Raw genomic sequence first — 19,179 nt, forward strand, 5'->3', positions numbered from 1 at the left:
GTTCAGCCGGCGGCGACGGTGTGCATCAGATAGTTTACGTCCGTGTCGCGGCCGAGCGAGTAGGTCTTGGCGAGCGGGTTGTAGGACAGGCCGATGATCTCCTGCACGTCCAGGTGCGCATTGCGGCAATGGCGGCTGAGTTCGGAGGGCTTGATGAAGCGGGCGTACTCGTGGGTGCCGGCCGGGAGCAACTTGAGCAGGTATTCGGCGCCGACGATCGCGAACAGGTAGGACTTCGGATTGCGGTTGAGCGTGGACAGGAAGACGTGGCCGCCGGGTTTTACCAGCCGGGCGCAAGCGGTGACGATGCTGGCCGGATCGGGGACGTGCTCGAGCATTTCCATGCAGGTGACGACGTCGAAGCGGCCGGGCGATTCCTCGGCGAGTGCCTCTGCGCTCATGTGGCGGTAGTCGACCTTGTGGCCGCTCTCGAAAAGGTGCAGGCGGGCGACGCTGAGCGCCTTCTCGGATAGGTCGATGCCGGTCACCTCGGCGCCGAGCGCGGCCATGCCCTCGGCGAGGATGCCGCCGCCGCAGCCGATGTCGAGCACCTTCTTTCCGGCGAGCGCGGCCTTGCCGTCGATCCAGCCCAGGCGCAGCGGGTTGATCTCGTGCAGCGGACGGAACTCGGAGGCGGGGTCCCACCAGCGGTGGGCGAGGTCGCTGAATTTCTGCAGTTCGGCGGGATCGGCGTTGACGGTGTTCATGGCGTTCGAGGGTCCTTGCTTGCACGCACGGGCACCGGGTGCGCGCGCGCCCGGCACAAACGAAAAAGCCCCGCCGAGGCAGGGCTTTCGGGTTACCGACTCCGGAATTACTTGGAGCCGATGACTTCCACTTCGACGCGACGATCCGGCTGCAGGCAGGAGATCTGCGCGGCGCGGCCACCGACCTTGTCGCACTTGTTGCCGGTCACGGGCTGGGTTTCGCCCTTGCCTTCGGTGTAGACGCGGTTGGCATCGACGCCCTTCGAGACCAGGTAGGTCTTGACGGCGGCGGCGCGACGCTCGGACAGGCGCTGGTTGTAGGTGTTGGAACCCAGGCGGTCGGTGTGGCCGACGGCGAGGATCACTTCCAGCTTGAGCGACTTGGCCTGGGCGGCGAGTTGGTCGAGCTTGGCCTTGCCTTCAGCCTTCAGGACGGCCTTGTCGAAGTCGAACAGGGCGTCGGCCGACAGCTTGACCTTGTCGGCGGTGGGCTTCGGACCCGGAGCCGCGGCAGCAGCCTTCACGGTGCACTTGTCGGCGGGGACGATGTCCTTGTCGCAAGCGCAGCCGACCGGCAGGTCGCCGGCGAGGGCGGTCGAGGCGGCGGCGGGGCTCCAGTAGCCGGTGCGCCAGCACAGGCCGGTGCCGCTGCGAGCGACGACGTTGCGCGCGTCGATCACGTAGGGGATTTCACCCTTGCCGGCGACGACGACGTCGCTGACCTGAGCGAAAGCGCTCGGGGCGGACAGGCCGATCGAGGCGATGGCGGCCAGCATGAGCATCTGCTTCTTGGATTGTTTGATCATGGTTTCCTCTTTGAAGGGCGAGTCGCCGGAATTGCCACTGAACGAAATGAAGACTGGCGAATCTGCCGTCTTCGTGTCGGTTTGTACCAGTATATCCAGTTCAATTACCGAGCTTAGTTTGCCACATCGACACGAGCCGGAGCAATTCGGTGTCGTTAATATGCAACAGCGAGACGCCTTTGTCCACGCGGGTTTCGCCGTCGATCCACACGTGGGAGACGTTTTCGCGACCGCATACGTAGACGAGATGCGACACCGGATCGAAACAGGGCCGGCATTGCGGTGCGGAAAGGTCGAGTGCGCAAAGATCGGCGCATTTGCCTTTTTCGATCGAGCCGATGCGATCGTCCATGCCCAATGCGCGCGCGCCCCCGAGCGTGGCCATGCGCAAGGCGGCATGCGCCGGTACCGCGGTGGCATCCAGGCTGCCGACCTTGGCGAGCAGCGCGGCGTGGCGCATCTCCTGGAGCAGGTCGAGGCGGTTGTTGCTCGCCGCGCCGTCCGTGCCGAGGCCGACCGGGACGCCGGCGGCGAGCAGGCGCGGCACCGGCGCGATGCCGCTGGCGAGCTTCATGTTCGAGGTGGGGCAGTGCGCGACGCTGCAGCCGTGGCGGGCGAGCAGTTCGATGTCGGCCTCGTCCAGATGCACCGCATGGACGCCGATCAGATTGCTGCCGAGCACGCCGAGGCGCGCGAGGCGAGCGAGCGGCCGGCAGCCGTGGACGGCGAGGGAGTCGGCGATCTCTTGTGCGGTCTCGTGGATGTGCACATGGATCGGCAGGCCGAGTTCGTCCGCGAGGGTCTGCACCTGGTGGAAGCTGTCGTCCGAGACGGTGTAGGGCGCGTGCGGGGCGATCGAGAAGCCGAGCCGCGGGTGGCCCTGCCAGCGGTCGCGGGCGGCCAGGCCCTTGCGCAGGTAGTCCTCGGGGTCGCTCGCGTACGAGGTGGGGAATTCCAGCACGACCGCGCCGACCACCGCGCGCATGCCCGCGGCGGCGAAGGCTTCCGCCGCCGCCTCGGGGTGGAAGTACATGTCGCTGCAGGTGGTGATGCCGCCACGGATCATCTCGGCCGCGGCGAGCAGGGTGCCGTCGCGCACGAAGGCGGCGGAAACGTGACGGCTCTCGGCCGGCCAGATCGCCTCCTCCAGCCAGCGCATCAGCGGCAGGTCGTCGGCGATGCCGCGCAGCAGGCTCATCGCGGCGTGGGTGTGCAGGTTCACCAGGCCGGGGATCAGCAGGTGCCGCGGCAGCTCGACCACCTCGTCCGCGACGTAGCGCGTGCGCGCCTCGTCCTGGCCGAGGAGATCGACGATGCGTCCGCCGCGGATCGCCACCGCGTGGTCGGCGAGCACAGCGTCGCGCGGTTCGACGGGGACGATCCAGCGGGCGTTGATCAGCAGGTCTACGGCTTCGCTCAAGGCGGCTCCTGGCGGGCAGTTGCGGGGAGAGCCTCATTCAAGCATGCGCGGCCCGGGCGGACAATCCCGCGCGTCGCTGCGGGTGTGGAGGCGCACGCCGGCACCGGATCGTGCAACAATCGCGCCGAAGCCCGCCGGCCGCGCGGGCGCCCCCGCCCTGCAAGACAGCATGAACCGGATTCCCGAACGCATCGGCAAGTACAGGATCATCAAGGAGATCGGCCGCGGCGCGACCGCGGTGGTCTATCTCGCCGAGACCCCGGACTACCCCGAGCCGGTGGCGCTCAAGCACGTGCGCTTCGACGACAAGGCGCGCGACGAGGCGAAGTGGAACCGCCGCCTGATCAAGCTGCTGAAGGCCGAGCGCGTGGTGTCGGGCCGCCTCGACCACCCCAACATCATCCGTATCCACGATGCCTCGATCGAGCCCGACGAGGCCTACGTGGTGATGGAGTACTTCCCGGGCGGCTCGCTGGAGCGCTACTGCAGCTTCCAGAACCTGCTGCCCATCCATCGCACGATCGGGATCGTGTTCAAGTGCTGCATGGCGCTCGACCACGCTTACCGCCAGGGCATCGTGCACCGCGACATCAAGCCGGCGAACATCCTGGTCGACGAGCAGGACAACGTGAAGATCACCGACTTCGGCCTCGCGCTCAACATCAACAAGAAGCTCGACACCGACTCGACCTTCATCATGGGCGTAGGCTCCCCGGCCTACATGAGCCCGGAGCAGATCAAGGGCTATCCGCTCAACCAGAAGACCGACCTGTATTCGCTCGGCGTGCTGCTGTTCCACATGCTGACCGGGCGGCTGCCCTTCCGCGCGAGCAATCCGGCGCAGCTCGTCTATAAGATCATCAACGCCGATCCGCCCTCGGTCTCGCAGCTCAACCCGGACGTGCCCGAGCAGATGGACGCGGTAATCCGCAAGGCGCTCGAGAAGGACCTCTATTCGCGCTACCGCAACGGCGCGGAGTTCGCCAAGGACCTCGCCGCGGTCCGCTACCAGATCCTCGACGAAGGTCACGTGCACCACGACGCCGAGCGCTTCGCGCGCCTGCGCAAACTGGCCTTCTTCACCGAGTTCGAGGACGTGGATCTGTGGGAGGTGATGCGGATCTGCGCCTGGCGCAAGGTCGGCAGCGACCTCGGCCTGATGCGCGAGGGCGACCTCGATCAGCGCTTCGGGATCGTGCTCGAGGGCAAGGTCGAGCTCTCCATCGGCGGGCGGCGGGTGCTGGAGGTGGGGCCGGGCGAGGTTTTCGGCGAGCAGGCCTGGCTCGACCAGCTCGAGCACAAGCAGCTGCTGAGCGCGGTGTCGCTCGACGAGCTCAGCTATCTCGAAGTCAACCCCGCCGCGCTCGCGCTTGCGAGCGAGGAAGTGCTGGAGCGCTTCCGTCGCCAGCTTGGCACCGTCGCCGTGCGCCGGCTTGCGGCGGTGTCGCGCCAGGCGGCCGAGCACGCCCCCGCGGCGGTGCGTGCGGTGCGCGCGGCGCCGGTCGTGCACGACCTGCAGATCGTCGACTACTGAATGAATTGCGGGTGGAGTCCGCCCGCACCCGCCTGAATCCCTCCGAGCCGGGCTGTTTCGGCCAGTCTGTGCGGGCGGGCATCGCGGCTACTGCCCGGCGCCGAGCGTGCGTGCGCGCTCGAGTGCGGCGCTGCGCGCGGCGGCGTCCGGCGCGGCGATCTCCAGCCAGTTGCCCAGGTGCTTGCGCACCAGCGCGGCCAGCGCCTTGATCCAGGCGTCGCGCTCGTTCAGGCAGGGGATGTAGTGGAAGGCCTGGCCGCCCTTCTCCAGGAAGGCTTCCTTGCACTCGAGCGCGATCTCCTCCAGCGTCTCCAGGCAGTCCGCGACGAAGCCCGGGCACATCACGTCGACGCGGCGCACGCCCTCGGCGGCGAGCTGTTCCAGGGTGGGCTGGGTGTAGGGCTTGAGCCATTCTGCCTTGCCGAAGCGCGACTGGAACGTGACCAGTACGCGCTCGCGTGCCACGCCGAGGCCTTCGGCGACGAGGCGGCCGGTCTTGTGGCACTCGCAGTGATAGGGGTCGCCGAGATCGAGCGAGCGCCGCGGCACGCCGTGGAAGCTCAGCAGCAGGCGCTCGGGCTCGCCGTTGGCCGCCCAGTGCTCGCGCACGCTCTTCACCAGCGCATCGATGTAGCCAGGGTCGTCGTGGAAATTGCGCACGAAGCGCATCTCGGGCTGGTTGCGCCAGCGCGCCAGGCTGCGGCCGACCTCGTCGACCACGGTGGCGGTGGTGCTCGCGGAATACTGCGGGTACATCGGCACCACCAGGATGCGGGTGCAGCCGCGCGCGCGCATCGCGTCCAGGGTGTCGCCGATCGCGGGTGCGCCGTAGCGCATCGCGTAATCGATGTCGAGCCCGTCGTAGCCGTCCTTGGCGAGATAGCCGGCGAGCAGCTTGGTCTGACGTACGGTGTGCACCAGCAGCGGTGAGCCCTCGTCGGTCCAGATGCTGGCGTATTTCTGTGCCGAGGCCTTGGGCCGCGTGTTGAGGATGATGCCGTTGAGGATCGGCCACCACACCAGGCGCGGGATCTCGACCACGCGCGGGTCGGAAAGGAACTGCTTGAGGTAGGGACGCAGCGCGGCGGCGGTGGGGGCGGCGGGGGTGCCCAGGTTGACCAGCAGCACGCCGGTGCGCGGCGTGCTGTCGTGACGGTGGATCGGTTCGGGCCGGTAACGGGGCATCGTGGTCCTCGGGTGGGGGCGTGCGCACGGCAAGGCAGGCGCACGCCGGAATCAGTGCTTGGAGGAGAGGGCGTTCGAGAGCAGCCGGGCGGTGATGTCGACGATCGGGATCACGCGGTCGTAGGCCATGCGGGTGGGGCCGATGACACCGAGCGAGCCGACCACCTGGCCGTCGACCTCGTAGGGCGCGGTGATCACGCTGCAGCCGTCGAGCGGGGCGAGGCCGGATTCGCCACCGATGAAGATCTGCACGCCCTCGGCGCGGTTGGACAGGTCGAGCAGCTGGAGCAGGCCGGTGCGCTGCTCGAAGAGCCTGAAGAGCTCGCGCAGCTGCGACATGTTGCTCGACAGGTCCTCGACGTCGAGCAGCTTGGTTTCGCCCGAAAGTACGTAGCTCGCCGCGTTGTCTTCGGCGGCTTCCGAGCCGGCGTCGACGGTCGCGGTCATCAGTTCGCTCATGTCGCTGCGCAGCTGGCGCAGCTCGTCGCCGAGGCGGCGGCGGATCTCCTCGAAGGACAGGCCGGCGAAGTGCTCGTTGAGGTAGGCGGCAGCGCCGTTTAGCTCGGTCGGCGTGTAGGCGCGCCGGGTGATCAGCAGGCGGTTCTGCACGTCGCCGCCGGTGGTGACGATGATCAGCAGGATGCGATTTTCGGCCAGGCTGATGAACTCGAACTGGCGGATGCGCACCGCGTCCTTGCGCGGTGCCACCACCACGCCGGCGAACTGGGTGAGTTCGGAGAGCAGGTGCGAGGCCGAGCTGATCAGGCGCTGCGGCTGGTTGGGCAGCAGCTGGCCTTCGAGGGCGCGCACGCGGGCGTTCTCGAGCGGCTGCACGGTGAGCAGCGAGTCGACAAAGAAACGATAGCCGAGCGCGGTCGGGATGCGGCCTGCCGAGGTGTGCGGGCTGGCGATGAAGCCCATCTCCTCGAGGTCGCTCATCACGTTGCGCACCGTCGCCGGCGACAGCTCCAGACCGGAATAGCGCGACAGCGCGCGCGAGCCGACCGGCTGGCCGTCCGCGATGTGGCGTTCGATCAGGGTCTTGAGGAGGATCTGGGAGCGTGCGTCGAGCGGATTCATGGCTGCCTGGAGTCGAGAGGCCGATTCTATTGAAGCACGCCCGCGCTGGCCACTGCGGGCCACCGCGCGCGGGCGCGGCGGTGTCAAGCGCGGGGACGATTGTGGTTTAATCGGCGCCCATGAGCACGCCATTCCGCACGCTTGCCCTCATCGGCAAATATCAGAGCCCCGACGTGGCCGAGTCGGTGCTGTCGATCGCCCGCTTCCTGCGCGATCGCGGCCTTGCGGTGTTGATCGAGCAGGGCACCGCGAGTTCCATCGGCGGCGCCCACGACTTCCCGGTGGCAAGCTACGAGCATATCGGCGCGAGCGCCGACCTCGCGGTGGTGATCGGCGGCGACGGCACCATGCTGCACACCGCGCGCCGGCTGATCGAGCACGGCGTCCCGCTGGTGGGCGTCAACCTCGGCCGCCTCGGCTTCCTCACGGACATCGCGCGCAGCTCGGCCACCGAGCGCCTCGCCGAGATCCTCGACGGCGCCTTCACCGCCGAGGACCGTTTCATGCTCGACGTCGAGGTGCTGCGCGGCGGCGCACGCGTGTTCCACACGCTCGCCCTCAACGACGTGGTGGTGAACAAGGGCGAGCTCGGGCGCATGATCGAGTTCGAGCTGTCGATCGACGAGGAGTTCGTCTACACCCAGCGCTCGGACGGCATGATCGTATCCACCCCCACCGGCTCGACCGCCTACGCGCTGTCGGCCAACGGCCCGATCCTGCACCCGAGCGTGGGCGGGATCGCGCTGGTGCCGCTGTGCCCGCACGCGCTCACCGCACGCCCGATCACGCTGCCCGACTCCTGCCGCATCGACATCGTGCTGCTGCCGCCGCACGACGCCCGGGTGCACTTCGATGGCCAGACCCGTTTCGACCTGCGCGCGGGCGACTGCGTGCGCATGACACGCTCGAGCCGCAGCTTGCGCCTGCTGCATCCCGAGGGCTATTCCTACTTCGCGATGCTGCGCCAGAAGCTGCACTGGAGCGCGGCGCCGAGGGTGTGAGCGCACCCGCCGCCCGATCTCCGCGCCGCCACTCCTCAGGCCCCGTCGTCCCGTCCCAACCCCACCCGCGACCGCCGCTGCCATGCTCCGCCGCCTGACCATCCGTGACTTCGTCATCGTCGATCGCCTCGACCTCGAATTCGCCGCCGGCTTCGGTGCGCTGACCGGGGAGACCGGCGCCGGCAAGTCGATCCTGCTCGATGCGCTCGGGCTCGCGCTCGGCGGGCGCGGCGAGGCAGCCATGGTGCGCAGCGGCCGCGAGCGCGCCGACGTGGCCGCCGAATTCGACCTGCCCGCCGGCGAGGGACTCGCTGCCTGGCTCGTCGAGCAGGAACTGCCCGCCGACGAGGGCATGCTGATCCTGCGCCGCACGATCGATATGGGCGGCCGCAGCCGCGCGTGGATCAACGGCGTGGCGGCCACGCTCGCTCAGCTGCGCGCCGCCGGCGAGTGGCTGGCCGACATCCATGGTCAGCACGCCCACCACGCGTTGCTGCGCACCGACGCGCAGCGTGCCCTGCTCGACGCCCAGGCGGGCGCGGGGGCGCTGGTCGCCGAGGTGGCCGCGCGCCACCGCGAGTGGCAGCGCCTGCTGCGCCTGCAGCGCGAAGCGGAGGCCGACTCGGCGAGCTCGGCGCGCGAGCGCGAGCTGCTCGCCTGGCAGCTGCGCGAGCTCGAGCAGGTCGGCTTCGACATCGAGGAATGGGCGGAGATCAATGCCGAGCACGCTCGCCTGGCCCACGCCGCGAGCCTGATCGAGGGGGCGGAGGCGGCGGTGGTGGCGCTCGGCGAGGGTGAACTTGCGGTGTGCTCCGTGCTGGGCCGCCTCGACGGCCGCATCGCCGCGCTGGCCGACTTCGACGCCGGGCTGGCGGATGTGCGCGAACTGATCTCCGCCGCCGCCATCCAGGCCGACGAGGCCCTGCACGCCCTGCGCCGCTATCGTGACCGGCTCGACCTCGATCCGGGACGTCTCGCCGAGCTCGAGCGCCGCATCGCCGCGGTCATGGAGGCGGCGCGCAAGTATCGCGTCCAGCCCGAGGAGCTGCCCGCGCTCGCGCAGCAGTGGCGCGAGCGCCTGGACACATTGGAAGCGACCGCCGATCCGGCGCGCCTTGCCGCGGCGGCGCAGGCGGCGCGGGCCGCCTTCGAGTCCGTCGCGGCCGAGCTCACCGCGGCGCGCCTCCCCGCCGCGCGCCGGCTGTCGGAGGAGATCGCCGCCGCGATGCAGGACCTGGCGATGGCGGGTGGCCGCTTCGAGGTCGCGCTCACACCTTGCGCACCCTCCGCGGCAGGCGTCGAGGAGGTGGAGTTCCGTGTTGCCGCGAATGCCGGCCAGCCGCTGCGCAGCCTCGCCAAGGTGGCTTCCGGCGGCGAACTGTCGCGCATCGGGCTGGCCATCCAGGTCATCACCAGCCGCGACAGCGCGGTGCCCACGCTGATCTTCGACGAAGTGGACGTGGGCATCGGCGGTCGCGTCGCCGAGATCGTCGGCAAGCTGCTCGCCCGCCTCGGGCAGGATCGCCAGGTGCTTTGCGTCACCCACCTGCCCCAGGTGGCGGCCTGCGCGGACTGGCAGTGGCGCATCGCCAAGCGCGAGCAGGGCGGCGAGACGCTGAGCGAGGTCGCGCCGCTCGACGACGCGGCGCGGGTGGAGGAGGTCGCGCGCATGCTCGGCGGCGTGAATATCACCGCGACCACCCGCGAACACGCGGCCGAGATGCTCGGCCGGCGCTGATTTCCGCGTCGTCCGCGCGCCCTCGGCGCTGGCGCGCATCCGTCGCGATGCCTCGGTCCGGCGCGGCTTCAGTCCTTCTCGCGCCCGAGGTTGGGGCAGTTTTCGCGCTGGCAGTCGGCGTAGATGTAGAGCGCGTGCTCGCGGATCGCGAAGCCGCGTTCGAGCGCGATCTGGTTCTGCCGACGTTCGATCTCGGCGTCGAAGAACTCCTCGACCTTGCCGCACTGCATGCACACCAGATGGTCGTGATGGCCGCCTTCGGCGAGTTCGAACACCGCCTTGCCCGACTCGAAGTAGTGGCGCTCGAGCAGTCCGGCCTGCTCGAACTGCGTCAGTACGCGGTAGACCGTGGCCAAGCCGATGTCCATGCCTTCGTTCATCAACGTGCGGTATACATCCTCCGCGGTCAGGTGGCGCTGCTCCGAGCTCTGGAAGAGGTCGAGGATCTTCAGGCGGGGGTAGGTCGCCTTCAGGCCGATGCTTTTCAGGTTCCTGGAGTTGTCGGACATGGGCTCTGGATGAGGTTGACTTGCGGGAGATCGGGTTGCGGGAGCCTGCGAAGGCCGTTTGGCCGACCGTTGTCCAGGGACTCGCGGGAGGTCGATGCCAGCCCGTTACGGTGTGCGCCGCAGCAGGCAGGAGCCCCCGCGGGCAGTCTCCGGCAATGGCGGTCGAGCGCCGTCGATCGCGGCTATGTTATATTTTTTGCCCCTAACTGAGAACTGCGACCCCGGTCGCATCCCGGCGCCCACTCTCCCATGCGTTCCCTCCTCGCTGCGCTCATCGTCTCTTCCGGCCTGCTTGCAGGCTGCTCCTTCGACTCCGTTGTCGGCCTGGTCGACCCCTACCGGATCGACATCCGCCAAGGCAATTACGTCGACCAGGAGATGGTCGCGCAGCTTCGCCGCGGCATGACCCGCGACCAGGTGCGCTACGTGCTCGGCTCCCCCCTGGTGGTCGACATGTTCCGCAAGGACCGCTGGGACTACGTCTATCGCTTCCGCCCGGGCAGTGGCGAGGCGCAGCAGCGCGTGATCTCGCTGTTCTTCACGGGCGACGTGCTCGACCGCATCGAGGGCGACGTCGCTGCCGCCTCGGGTACGCCCGCCGCGGCGGCGCAGGAGCGCTCGCGCGTGGTCGAGATCCCCCCCGCCAGCGCGCGCTGAGGCGGCGCCCGGGTTCATCCCGGGTCGGTCGTCCGCGCCGGCCCATTGATGCAGGAAAACAATCCGATGTCCCAGATTCGAGTCGCGATCGCCGGTGCCTCCGGGCGCATGGGCAGAATGCTGATCGAGGCCGCGCTGAAGGAGGAGGGTGTCGTGCTCGCCGCCGCCTTCGATCGCAGCGACACCCCCTTCATCGGTCGCGATGCCGGCGAGATGGCCGGCGTGGCCACCGGCGTGCTCATCACCGACGATGCCGCCGCCGCGATCGGCGCGGCCGATTGCGTGATCGACTTCACCCGACCCGAGGGCACGCTCGCGCACCTCGCGCTCGCGCGTGCCGCCGGCAAGGCGATGGTGATCGGCACGACCGGTTTCGATGCCGCCGGCAAGACCGCGATCGCCGCCGCTGCCGAGCACGTTCCCGTGGTCTTCGCGCCCAACATGGCGGTGGGCGTGAACGCGGTGTTCCGCTTGCTCGAGGTCGCCGCGCGCATCCTCTCCGAGGGCTACGACGTCGAGGTCATCGAGGCCCACCACCGCTTCAAGGTCGATGCCCCCTCCGGCACGGCGCTGCGCATGGGCGAGGTCGTCGCACGCGAGCTTGGACGCGACCTCGAGACCTGCGCTGTCTATGGCCGCGAGGGCCACACCGGCGAGCGCAGCGCCGAGACCATCGGCTTTTCGACGATCCGTGGCGGCGATGTGGTGGGTGACCACACGGTGCTGTTCGCCGGCATCGGCGAGCGCATCGAGATCACCCACAAGTCGGGCAGCCGCATGCCCTATGCGCTCGGCTCGATGCGGGCGGCGCGCTTTCTCGCCGGTCGTGCGAAGGGGCTCTACGACATGCAGGACGTGCTCGGCCTGCGCTGAGGCCTGCCATGAGCGGCGCGGCCGAATCGCGCGGGAGTCCTCCCGATCCCGGTTCCGTCGAGGCGGAGCTCTCCCGCCTGCGCGCCGAGCGCGATGCGGCGCTGCGCAGCTTGGCGCGCGCGCGCCGGCACCTCGACCTGGTGTCGGCGAATGCGGGTGCCGGCGTGTGGTACATGGACCTGCGTGGCGGCTCGATCCGGCTCGACGAACGCTGGCGCAGGCTGCTCGGTTACGACGGCGGGGATGCGGGCGACTGGATGGCGCTAGTGGACGACGAGGGTAGGGCGGCGCTGCAGCAGGCGCTGCGCGCCCACCTCGGCGGAGAAGCGGCCGAGCTGCGCGCGGAGATCCGCATTCGCGCGCAGGACGCGAGCTGGCACTGGCTCGAGGTGTGCGGCAACGCGAGCGGCCGCGGCGAGGACGGGCGCTGGGCGCGCGTCGAGGGCACCTACCGTGATGTCACCGAGCGCAAGCTGCGCGAGATCGAACTGCTCCAGGCCAAGGAGGCAGCCGAGGCGGCGAGCCGGGCCAAGGGCGACTTCCTCGCCAACATGAGCCACGAGATCCGCACGCCGATGAACGGCATCATCGGCATGACCGACCTGCTGCTCGACTCCACGATCGCGGGCGAGCAGCGCGAGTACCTGCAGACGGTCAAGTCCTCGGCCGAGGCCTTGCTGACCATCATCAACGACATCCTCGACTTCTCGCGCATCGAGGCTGGCCGCCTGAGCGTCGAGCAGATCGACTTCTCGTTGCACTCGGTGGTGTCGGAGACCTGTCGCGCGCTCGCGCTGCGTGCTTCGCAGAAGGGGCTGGAGCTCTACTATGACGTCGCGCCCGACGTGCCCTCGGTGCTGCGCGGCGACCCCACCCGGCTGCGCCAGATCCTGGTGAATCTCATCGGCAACGCGATCAAGTTCACCGAGCACGGCGAGGTCGAGGTGCGCGTGCGCTGCGTCCAGCGCAACGGCGGCGCGGCCAGCATCGAGTTCCTCGTGCGCGACACCGGCTGCGGCATCGCGCCCGACAAGCTCGAGGCGATCTTCGGTGCCTTCTCGCAGGCGGACAATTCGACCACGCGCAAGTACGGCGGCACGGGCCTCGGTCTGGCGATCTGCCGCCAGCTCACCGAGCTGATGGGGGGCCGGATCGGTGTCGATAGCGTGCCGGGTGCGGGCAGCCGCTTCGAGGTGACCCTGCCGCTGCGCGCGGTCGCCGACCCGACCCCGCTGCGCGTCGGCGCACTCGCCGGGACGCGGGTGCTGGTGGCGAGCGCGAACGCCGCCTTCGCCGATTTCCTGTGCGCGACCCTGCAGGAGGCCGCCCTGCGTGCCGAGGCGGCCTGCAGTGGCGTGGCGGTGGAGCAGGCGCTGGCGCGCGCCGCGGACGGCAGCGATCCCTTCGCGTTCCTGCTGATGGATGCGGACCTGCCGGAGCCGGGCGGCTTCGCGCTGGCGCAGCGCTTCGCCGCCGCGTGGCCGCGGCCGGACCGCATCATTCCGATGATGGCGAGCCACTCGCAGCGCAACGATGCCCTGCGCTGCGAGGAGCTCGGGCTCGGCTACCGCCTCGCCAAGCCCTTCTCGGCCGAGGACCTGCTGGCCGTGCTGCGCATGGCGCAGGGCGGCGAGCGCGAGGCTGCCGAGCCGCCGCCCTTCGAGCTCGCACCGGTCGAGCTGCGCTCCACGGTGGGGATGGAGCCGCCGGCGCGCGTGCTCGAGGTATTGGTGGTCGAGGACAACCCGGTCAACCAGACCGTGGCCAAGCGCATGCTCGAGCACGTCGGCCACAGCGTGACGGTGGCGAACAACGGTGAGGAGGCCCTCGAGGCGATCGACAACCGTCACTTCGACGTGGTGCTGATGGACGTGCAGATGCCGGTGATGGGCGGCATCGAGGCCACGCAGGCCATCCGCGCGCGCGAGGCGCGGCGCAGCTGGGTGCTCGCGGGCGACTGGAAGCCGGTGCCGATCATCGCGATGACCGCGCACGCGATGGAGGGCGACCGCGAGCGCTGCCTGCAGGCGGGGATGGACGACTACGTCGCCAAGCCGGTCCGCCCCGAGGCGCTGTTCGCCGCGATCGAGCGCGTGCTGGGTCCGGCGGATGCCGACGAGGCCGCCGGCGACATCACCCTGCTCGAGCTCGATCCTGCCGACCGTCGCCGCATCGCCTGCCTCGACGACGCGCGCGCGATGTTCGCAGGCGAGGACGGGGTGGTCGAGCAACTGGTCGAGGTCTTCCTGCGCGATCTGCCGCGCACGGTCGCCGACTTGCACAAGGGCGCCGCCGACATGGATTTCGCGCGCCTGCGCGAGCTCGGGCACATGATCAAGGGCTCGGTCGGGGTGTTCTCGGCGCAGCGTGCGGTGGATGCCGCGCGCCGTCTGGAGGAGCTGGCCGCGGCGGGCGATCCGCGCGCGCTGACCAGCCAGGCGGGCCTTGCGGCGCGCGAGATCGAGCTGCTCGGCGAGGTTCTGCGGGAAGAAACGGCCTGCGGCGGGTGAGCGGAGGTGCGCGGGCGATTTGCCTTGAATCCGCCGGAAATATACAATTGAAAGGTTTTCGAAGCGGGATCGGCCCGGAGGCCCGTCCCGCTTTTTGTACATATCGGGCGCGTCGTTCGCGTGCCCGCATGACTTCCCAAGCAGATTCCAGGAGCTTCTCGTGAGTGCATTCCCGCCCGCCCTTCTTGCGCTCGCCGATGGAACCGTCTTCCACGGCAAGGGTATCGGCGCGGTTGGCAGCACGGTCGGCGAGGTGGTGTTCAACACCTCGATGTCGGGGTATCAGGAAATCCTGACCGACCCGAGCTATTGCCGCCAGATCGTCACCCTGACCTATCCGCATATCGGCAACACCGGCATCAACCCCGAGGACATCGAGTCCTCGCGCGTGCAGGCGGCCGGTCTGGTCATCCGCGACCTGCCCATCCTGCCGTCCAACTTTCGCATGACCCAGCGCCTGGACGCCTACCTGCGCGCCGAGAAGGTGGTCGCGATCGCAGGCCTCGACACCCGCAAGCTCACCCGCGTGCTGCGCGAGAAGGGTGCGCAGGCGGGCTGCATCGTCACTGCGGCCGCGGGCCAGGCGCTCGACGCCGAGGCTGCCGTGGCCCAGGCGCGCGCCTTTCCCGGCCTCGCGGGCATGGACCTCGCCAAGGTCGTCAGTGTCGCCGAGCGCTATGAATGGAAGCAGGCCGAGTGGGCGCTCGGGAGCGGCTACAGCGACCGCGCCGACGGGCGCTTCCACGTCGTCGCCTACGACTTCGGCGTCAAGTACAACATCCTGCGCATGCTGGTCGAGCGCGGCTGCCGCCTCACGGTGGTGCCGGCGCAGACGCCGGCATCCGAAGTGCTGGCGCTGAATCCGGATGGGGTGTTCCTGTCCAACGGCCCCGGCGACCCCGAGCCCTGCGACTACGCGATCGCCGCGATCCGCGAGCTCGTCGCCGCGCGCATGCCGACCTTCGGCATCTGCCTCGGCCACCAGCTGCTGGCGCTGGCCTCGGGCGCGAAGACCATGAAGATGCCCACCGGTCACCATGGCGCCAACCATCCGGTCAAGGATCTCGACACCGGCAAAGTGCTGATCACCAGCCAGAACCACGGCTTCGCGGTCGATCCGGCGACCATGCCGGCGAACCTGAAGGTGACGCACGTATCCTTGTTCGATGGCACCAATCAGGGGATTGCGCGCACCGACGTGCCCGCCTTCTCCTTCCAGGGACACCCGGAAGCGAGCCCCGGGCCGCATGACGTCGCCTACCTGTTCGACCGCTTCATCGGTCTGATGGAAGCCGCCAAGTAACCCGGCCCGCGGCAGGCTGCGGCCTGCCCCCCAGTTTTTGACGCGCGACAGTCGCGGCGTCGAGGAATCATCGAGGCAAGACAATGCCGAAACGTACAGACATCAAGACCATCCTGATCATCGGCGCCGGCCCGATCATCATCGGCCAGGCCTGCGAGTTCGACTATTCCGGCGCCCAGGCCTGCAAGGCCCTGCGCGAGGAAGGCTACAAGGTCATCCTGGTCAACTCGAACCCGGCGACCATCATGACCGACCCGGAGACGGCCGACGTCACCTACATCGAACCGATCACCTGGCAGGTGGTCGAGCGCATCATCGACAAGGAGCGTCCCGACGCGATCCTGCCGACCATGGGCGGCCAGACCGCGCTCAACTGCGCGCTCGACCTCGGTCGCCACGGCGTGCTCGCCAAGTACGGCGTCGAGCTCATCGGCGCTTCGGAAGAGGCGATCGACAAGGCGGAGGACCGCCTCAAGTTCAAGGACGCGATGACCAGGATCGGTCTCGGCTCCGCGCGCTCGGGCATCGCCCACAGCATGGAAGAGGCGCTCCAGGTCCAGGGTGGCATCGGCTTCCCGGTGATCATCCGCCCGAGCTTCACGCTCGGCGGCACCGGCGGCGGCATCGCCTACAACATGGAAGAGTTCCAGGAGATCTGCAAGCGCGGCCTCGAGGCGAGTCCGACCAACGAGCTGCTGATCGAGGAGTCGCTGCTGGGCTGGAAGGAATACGAGATGGAGGTCGTGCGCGATCGCGCCGACAACTGCATCATCGTGTGCTCGATCGAGAACCTCGACCCGATGGGCGTGCACACCGGCGACTCGATCACCGTCGCGCCGGCGCAGACGCTCACCGACAAGGAATACCAGATCATGCGCAACGCCTCGATCGCGGTGCTGCGCGAGATCGGGGTGGACACGGGCGGCTCGAACGTGCAGTTCGCCATCAATCCCCAGGACGGTCGCATGATCGTCATCGAGATGAACCCGCGCGTGTCGCGTTCGTCGGCGCTGGCCTCCAAGGCCACCGGTTTCCCGATCGCAAAGGTCGCGGCCAAGCTGGCGGTGGGCTACACCCTCGACGAGCTGCGCAACGACATCACCGGTGGCGCCACCCCGGCGTCCTTCGAGCCTTCGATCGACTACGTCGTCACCAAGATCCCGCGCTTCGCGTTCGAGAAATTCCCCCAGGCCAACGACCGCCTGACCACCCAGATGAAATCGGTGGGCGAGGTCATGGCGATGGGCCGCAGCTTCCAGGAATCCTTCCAGAAGGCGCTGCGTGGGCTGGAGGTCGGCGTGTATGGCCTGGACGAGGTCGAGGCCGACCGCGAGGATCTCGAGCACGAGATCGCCAGCCCGGGCGCGCAGCGCATCTGGTACGTGGGCCAGGCTTTCCGCGAGGGTATGAGCCTCGAGCAGGTTTTCAACCTGTCCAAGATCGACCCCTGGTTCCTCGCCCAGATCGAGGACATCGTGCTCTCCGAGAAGGCGCTCGCCGGGCGCTCGCTGAAGGCGCTGCAGGCCGCCGAGCTGCGCGAGCTCAAGAAGAAGGGCTTCTCCGACCGCCGCCTGGCCAAGCTGCTCAATGCTGACGAGACCGCGGTGCGCCTGCATCGGCATACGCTGGGCGTGCGCCCGGTGTTCAAGCGCGTCGACACCTGCGCGGCCGAGTTCGCCACCTCCACCGCCTACCTGTATTCGTCCTACGAGGACGAGTGCGAGGCGATGCCGACCGAGCGCAAGAAGATCATGGTGCTCGGCGGTGGTCCCAACCGCATCGGCCAGGGCATCGAGTTCGACTACTGCTGCGTGCATGCGGCGCTCGCCCTGCGCGAGGATGGCTACGAGACCATCATGGTCAACTGCAACCCGGAGACGGTGTCCACCGACTACGACACCTCGGACCGCCTGTACTTCGAGCCGATCACGCTCGAAGACCTGCTCGAGATCGTGCACATCGAGAAGCCGGTCGGCGTGATCGTGCAGTTCGGCGGCCAGACTCCGCTCAAGCGCGCGCAGGCGCTCGAAGCCAACGGCGTGCCGATCATCGGCACCAGCCCCGACATGATCGACGCCGCCGAGGACCGCGAGCGTTTCCAGCAACTGCTCGTCGAGCTCGGTCTGCGTCAGCCGCCCAACCGCACCGCGCGGACGCCCGCCGAAGCCGTGCGCCTCGCGGCCGAGATCGGCTATCCGCTGGTGGTACGCCCGTCCTACGTGCTGGGTGGCCGCGCGATGGAGATCGTGCACGAGCAGAAGGACCTCGAGCGCTACATGCGCGAGGCGGTCAAGGTCTCGAACGAGTCGCCGGTGCTGCTCGACCGCTTCCTCAACGACGCCACGGAGGTGGACGTCGATGCGCTGTCCGACGGCAAGCAGGTGATGATCGGCGGCATCATGGAGCACATCGAGCAGGCCGGCGTGCATTCGGGCGACTCGGCCTGCTCGCTGCCACCCTATACCCTGTCGGCGAGGCTGCAGGACGAGTTGCGCCGCCAGACCGAGGCCATGGCGCGCGCGCTGAAGGTCGTCGGCCTGATGAACGTGCAGTTCGCGATCCAGGGCGAGGGCGACAATGCGGTCGTCTATGTGCTCGAGGTGAACCCGCGCGCCTCGCGCACCGTGCCCTTCGTCTCCAAGGCCTGCTCGCTGCCGCTGGCCAAGATCGCCGCGCGCTGCATGGCGGGTCAGAGCCTGGCCGAGCAGGGCGTCAGCGGTGAGATCGTTCCGCCTTACTACTCGGTCAAGGAGGCGGTGTTCCCGTTCGTGAAGTTCCCCGGCGTGGATACCATCCTCGGGCCCGAGATGAAGTCCACCGGCGAGGTCATGGGCGTGGGCCGCAGCTTCGCCGAGGCCTTCGTGAAGAGCCAGATGGGCGCGGGCGTGCGCCTGCCAACCGCGGGCACGGTGTTCATCAGCGTGCGTCCGACCGACAAGCCGGTCGCGATCGAGGTCGCGCGCGAGCTGCACGAGATGGGCTTCGCGCTGGTGGCCACCCGCGGCACCGCAGCGGCGATCGAGGCCGCCGGGATCCCGGTGGGCGTGGTCAACAAGGTCAACGAGGGCCGTCCGCACATCGTCGACATCATCAAGAACGAGGAGATCGTGCTGGTGATCAACACCGTCGACGAGAAGCGCCAGGCGATCGCTGACTCGCGCTCGATCCGCACCAGCGCGCTCGCCGCAAAGGTGTCGATCTTCACCACCATCGAGGGCGCGCGCGCCGCGTGCATGGGCATGCGCCACCTTTCGAACGGTCTCGAGGTGTATTCCGTGCAGGGCCTGCACGCCGAACTGAAGCAGCAAGCATGAACAAGACCCCGCTTACCGTCGCCGGCGCCGAGAAGCTGCGCACCGAACTCCATCGACTGAAGACCGTCGAGCGCCCCAACGTGATCGCCGCGATCGCCGAGGCGCGGTCGCACGGCGACCTCTCCGAGAACGCCGAGTACGAGGCTGCCAAGGATCGCCAGGGCTTCATCGAGGGCCGCATCATGGAGGTCGAGTCCAAGCTCGCCAACGCGCAGATCATCGATCCGACACTGCTCGATGCGGACGGTCGCTGCGTGTTCGGCGCCACGGTCGAGCTCGAAGACCTCGAGTCCGGCCAGGTCGTGACCTACCAGATCGTCGGCGACGATGAAGCCGACATCAAGGACAACAAGATCTCGATCAGCTCGCCGATCGCGCGTGCGCTGATCGGAAAATACGCGGGGGACATCGCCGAGGTGCAGGCGCCCGGCGGGGTGCGCGAGTACGAGATCCTGGACGTGCGCTACGTCTGATCTGCACCTTGCCGGCGTGGCGATGAAGAGGGCGGTGCGATGCACCGCCCCTTTGTTTGCAGCCTCGGC

General features: G+C 68.7%; 15 protein-coding genes. 9 read left to right on the top strand and 6 right to left on the bottom strand.

The features are described from left to right. Positions 1 to 2: 2 nt before the first annotated feature. From ubiG to TMZ1T_RS08500, 3 genes are all read right to left on the bottom strand, one after another. The gene (gene ubiG, locus TMZ1T_RS08490) at positions 3 to 707 is read right to left on the bottom strand and encodes a bifunctional 2-polyprenyl-6-hydroxyphenol methylase/3-demethylubiquinol 3-O-methyltransferase UbiG (RefSeq protein ID WP_004303501.1); all 705 of its coding nucleotides are present in this window, start codon (positions 705 to 707) and stop codon (positions 3 to 5) included. Positions 708 to 814: 107 nt separating this feature from the next. Then, positions 815 to 1,513: an OmpA family protein gene (locus TMZ1T_RS08495; protein WP_004303499.1), complete on the bottom strand. Its 699-nt coding sequence runs from the start codon at positions 1,511 to 1,513 to the stop codon at positions 815 to 817. A gap of 100 nt (positions 1,514 to 1,613) precedes the next feature. Further along, on the bottom strand, positions 1,614 to 2,933 hold the full coding sequence (locus TMZ1T_RS08500) for a TRZ/ATZ family hydrolase (protein WP_004303498.1): 1,320 nt from the start codon (positions 2,931 to 2,933) through the stop codon (positions 1,614 to 1,616). A gap of 169 nt (positions 2,934 to 3,102) precedes the next feature. Between TMZ1T_RS08500 and TMZ1T_RS08505 the strand changes: the two genes are divergently transcribed. Continuing rightward, positions 3,103 to 4,467 (top strand): serine/threonine protein kinase, encoded by a 1,365-nt coding sequence (locus TMZ1T_RS08505; RefSeq protein ID WP_012585161.1) that lies wholly within the window; start codon positions 3,103 to 3,105, stop codon positions 4,465 to 4,467. 87 nt (positions 4,468 to 4,554) lie between these two features. On the opposite strand, the gene hemH is transcribed toward TMZ1T_RS08505, so the two are convergent. Beyond that, on the bottom strand, positions 4,555 to 5,652 hold the full coding sequence (gene hemH / locus TMZ1T_RS08510) for a ferrochelatase (RefSeq protein WP_012585162.1): 1,098 nt from the start codon (positions 5,650 to 5,652) through the stop codon (positions 4,555 to 4,557). 51 nt (positions 5,653 to 5,703) lie between these two features. After that, entirely contained in the window at positions 5,704 to 6,732 is a 1,029-nt protein-coding gene (hrcA, locus tag TMZ1T_RS08515) for a heat-inducible transcriptional repressor HrcA (protein WP_004303494.1), read from the bottom strand. A gap of 119 nt (positions 6,733 to 6,851) precedes the next feature. Between hrcA and TMZ1T_RS08520 the strand changes: the two genes are divergently transcribed. Both TMZ1T_RS08520 and recN read left to right on the top strand, forming a co-directional pair. After that, positions 6,852 to 7,733, top strand: a complete 882-nt coding sequence (locus TMZ1T_RS08520; protein WP_004303492.1) for an NAD kinase — start codon at positions 6,852 to 6,854, stop codon at positions 7,731 to 7,733. Between the two features lie 82 nt (positions 7,734 to 7,815). Next, positions 7,816 to 9,471: a DNA repair protein RecN gene (gene recN, locus TMZ1T_RS08525; RefSeq protein ID WP_012585163.1), complete on the top strand. Its 1,656-nt coding sequence runs from the start codon at positions 7,816 to 7,818 to the stop codon at positions 9,469 to 9,471. 68 nt (positions 9,472 to 9,539) lie between these two features. Here the strand turns inward: recN and fur are convergent, their stop codons facing one another. Then, positions 9,540 to 9,980, bottom strand: coding sequence for a ferric iron uptake transcriptional regulator (gene fur / locus TMZ1T_RS08530; protein ID WP_004303488.1), 441 nt, complete (start codon positions 9,978 to 9,980; stop codon positions 9,540 to 9,542). Positions 9,981 to 10,229: 249 nt separating this feature from the next. Here fur and TMZ1T_RS08535 point away from each other — a divergent pair, with 249 nt between their 5' ends. The 6 genes from TMZ1T_RS08535 (at position 10,230) to greA (ending at position 19,110) form a co-directional block, all read left to right on the top strand. After that, positions 10,230 to 10,637 carry an outer membrane protein assembly factor BamE gene (locus TMZ1T_RS08535; RefSeq protein WP_004303486.1) on the top strand — a complete coding sequence of 136 codons (408 nt, stop codon included), beginning with the start codon at positions 10,230 to 10,232 and terminating at the stop codon, positions 10,635 to 10,637. Positions 10,638 to 10,703: 66 nt separating this feature from the next. Further along, a complete protein-coding gene (dapB, locus tag TMZ1T_RS08540) occupies positions 10,704 to 11,510 on the top strand; it encodes a 4-hydroxy-tetrahydrodipicolinate reductase (protein WP_004303484.1) in 807 nt (268 codons plus the stop codon). An 8-nt stretch (positions 11,511 to 11,518) separates the two neighbouring features. Continuing rightward, positions 11,519 to 14,020 carry a response regulator gene (locus TMZ1T_RS08545; protein WP_012585164.1) on the top strand — a complete coding sequence of 834 codons (2,502 nt, stop codon included), beginning with the start codon at positions 11,519 to 11,521 and terminating at the stop codon, positions 14,018 to 14,020. A gap of 160 nt (positions 14,021 to 14,180) precedes the next feature. Then, entirely contained in the window at positions 14,181 to 15,323 is a 1,143-nt protein-coding gene (gene carA, locus TMZ1T_RS08550) for a glutamine-hydrolyzing carbamoyl-phosphate synthase small subunit (RefSeq protein WP_004303480.1), read from the top strand. 83 nt (positions 15,324 to 15,406) lie between these two features. Next, positions 15,407 to 18,637: a carbamoyl-phosphate synthase large subunit gene (gene carB / locus TMZ1T_RS08555; RefSeq protein WP_004303478.1), complete on the top strand. Its 3,231-nt coding sequence runs from the start codon at positions 15,407 to 15,409 to the stop codon at positions 18,635 to 18,637. Continuing rightward, positions 18,634 to 19,110: a transcription elongation factor GreA gene (gene greA / locus TMZ1T_RS08560; protein ID WP_004303476.1), complete on the top strand. Its 477-nt coding sequence runs from the start codon at positions 18,634 to 18,636 to the stop codon at positions 19,108 to 19,110. Before carB ends, greA begins: the two co-directional genes overlap by 4 nt. The last annotated feature ends 69 nt before the right edge of the window (positions 19,111 to 19,179 follow it).

The sequence above is a fragment of the Thauera aminoaromatica genome, from assembly GCF_000021765.1.
GTDB lineage: Bacteria > Pseudomonadota > Gammaproteobacteria > Burkholderiales > Rhodocyclaceae > Thauera > Thauera aminoaromatica.

Excerpts from the sequence above, each read along its gene's own strand:
- ubiG (WP_004303501.1), bottom strand. The coding sequence starts at position 707 with ATGAACACCGTCAACGCCGATCCCGCCGAACTGCAGAAATTCAGCGAC.
- TMZ1T_RS08495 (WP_004303499.1), bottom strand. The coding sequence starts at position 1,513 with ATGATCAAACAATCCAAGAAGCAGATGCTCATGCTGGCCGCCATCGCC.
- TMZ1T_RS08505 (WP_012585161.1), top strand. The coding sequence starts at position 3,103 with ATGAACCGGATTCCCGAACGCATCGGCAAGTACAGGATCATCAAGGAG.
- hemH (WP_012585162.1), bottom strand. The coding sequence starts at position 5,652 with ATGCCCCGTTACCGGCCCGAACCGATCCACCGTCACGACAGCACGCCG.
- hrcA (WP_004303494.1), bottom strand. The coding sequence starts at position 6,732 with ATGAATCCGCTCGACGCACGCTCCCAGATCCTCCTCAAGACCCTGATC.
- TMZ1T_RS08520 (WP_004303492.1), top strand. The coding sequence starts at position 6,852 with ATGAGCACGCCATTCCGCACGCTTGCCCTCATCGGCAAATATCAGAGC.
- recN (WP_012585163.1), top strand. The coding sequence starts at position 7,816 with ATGCTCCGCCGCCTGACCATCCGTGACTTCGTCATCGTCGATCGCCTC.
- fur (WP_004303488.1), bottom strand. The coding sequence starts at position 9,980 with ATGTCCGACAACTCCAGGAACCTGAAAAGCATCGGCCTGAAGGCGACC.
- TMZ1T_RS08535 (WP_004303486.1), top strand. The coding sequence starts at position 10,230 with ATGCGTTCCCTCCTCGCTGCGCTCATCGTCTCTTCCGGCCTGCTTGCA.
- dapB (WP_004303484.1), top strand. The coding sequence starts at position 10,704 with ATGTCCCAGATTCGAGTCGCGATCGCCGGTGCCTCCGGGCGCATGGGC.
- TMZ1T_RS08545 (WP_012585164.1), top strand. The coding sequence starts at position 11,519 with ATGAGCGGCGCGGCCGAATCGCGCGGGAGTCCTCCCGATCCCGGTTCC.
- carB (WP_004303478.1), top strand. The coding sequence starts at position 15,407 with ATGCCGAAACGTACAGACATCAAGACCATCCTGATCATCGGCGCCGGC.
- greA (WP_004303476.1), top strand. The coding sequence starts at position 18,634 with ATGAACAAGACCCCGCTTACCGTCGCCGGCGCCGAGAAGCTGCGCACC.